The 1,411-nt window shown below is 61.4% G+C and carries 2 protein-coding genes; one reads left to right on the top strand and one right to left on the bottom strand.

The annotated features are described in order from the left end of the window. Positions 1–203 (top strand): hypothetical protein (locus tag JHD07_RS34155; protein WP_291630175.1); only part of this gene is annotated, 203 nt, incomplete at its 5' end. A 29-nt stretch (positions 204–232) separates the two neighbouring features. On the opposite strand, the gene JHD07_RS34160 is transcribed toward JHD07_RS34155, so the two are convergent. Next, entirely contained in the window at positions 233–820 is a 588-nt protein-coding gene (locus tag JHD07_RS34160; protein ID WP_291630177.1) for a formyltransferase family protein, read from the bottom strand. Positions 821–1,411 lie beyond the last annotated feature (591 nt).

A 1,411-nucleotide genomic window follows, 5' to 3' on the forward strand; every position in this document is an offset into this window, starting at 1 on the left:
CGCATGAATTCGTCCTCGAATTGTCTGAGATGCCGAAGCTTATTCGGGCGAAATGTGACGGAAATTTGATGACAGCCAAAGCGGATATTGTTCGAACTGGAACAATGGTTTATTCGCGTTTTTGGTTCCGTTTTTCGAAGCGGAATCAACGCTCCTTCACGTTAAGGGTAAACGTCGAGACGATTCCGGAATGCCGTGCCTGATGAGTGGCTTGTCGAGGAATAGTGAGGGCTTAGGACAAGCTCGGCGCGGAGGTTGCGAACTGCTCGTCCTGGGCTTTGGCGGGCAGCGCCTTGTGGACCTTGGCGTAGTCGATCACGTCGGCCAGCAGCTTGAGCCCGAGCGGCGCCAGCGCGCGCTCCCAAAGCTCGCGCGCGGTCTCGCCCTTCTTCACAAAGCACCAGTCCTGGGCGGCGATCGCGCCGGCGTCCATGCGATCGGCGAGATGATAGATGGTGCCGCCCGCGATCGGGTCGCCTTCCTTGATGGTCCATTCCACCGCGGCCTTGCCGCGGTGGCGCGGCAGCAGCGAGGGATGATAGCCGATCCCGCCAAGCCTGGCGGCGGACAGCGCGTCCTTGCCGATCCGGGCATGGCTGTGCGCGGTAATGATCAGATCGGTGTCCGGGGCGATCTCGGAGGCCACGACCAGCTTGGGATTGGCCTGCACCACGACCTCGATGCCCGCCGCTTTGGCCGTTGCGGCAAGGCGGTCGTCGGCGTCGGCCACCACGACCCGGACGATCGAAACGCCGTGCTCCCGGAGCATATTCAGGGTGGTCACGCCGAAATGGCGGGAGCCGACGAGGGTAATGCGCATGGGGGTCCGATCCGTCTCGCAACTGCGTCATCCCCCCGATAACACGTTCGGACGCCCTGTCACCACCCGCGCAGCGTTTGCGGAGGTTATCAACAATGCGCCGGGCAAATGGCCGCGCAGCCATTTCTGCGCCACCGACGAGAGCACGTCACGGGTTCCTGTGTTTCGTTTGTGACAGAGATGTCTCCGGCGGGCTGATAATGTGGGCCTGACCGGGGCTGGCGACATTTCAACCCGCATCCGTTTTCGAACCCGGTTTTGGCCGCTGGCGTGATCGCCGGCGGCCTATTCATGTCCCGCATCACAAAATCATCGGACGGTAATACGATCTCAACCAGATTGGCGTATCAAAATGTCCGTCGCGGATTTGTATTGCGTACCGCGACACCGAGATCGTCCGCCGGCGTGGGCGCCGCCGGGCCCTTTCGCCGGAACATATTCATGCCGAACGCCATCGAGCAGATCGTGGACGCCTATGTGCGTCTAAAGAACCGCCGCGGCCTCGACGAGCTGATGATGCACAGGCAGCGGCTCGCGGTCGATCTGAAGAGCAAGTCCGGCTATGATTTCAGCCTTCCGATCAGCCAGATC

The sequence above is a fragment of the Bradyrhizobium sp. genome (assembly GCF_016462955.1).
GTDB lineage: Bacteria > Pseudomonadota > Alphaproteobacteria > Rhizobiales > Xanthobacteraceae > Bradyrhizobium.

Bases quoted from the DNA above. Each gene is read 5' to 3' on its own strand.
- JHD07_RS34160 (WP_291630177.1), bottom strand. From the start codon at position 820: ATGCGCATTACCCTCGTCGGCTCCCGCCATTTCGGCGTGACCACCCTG.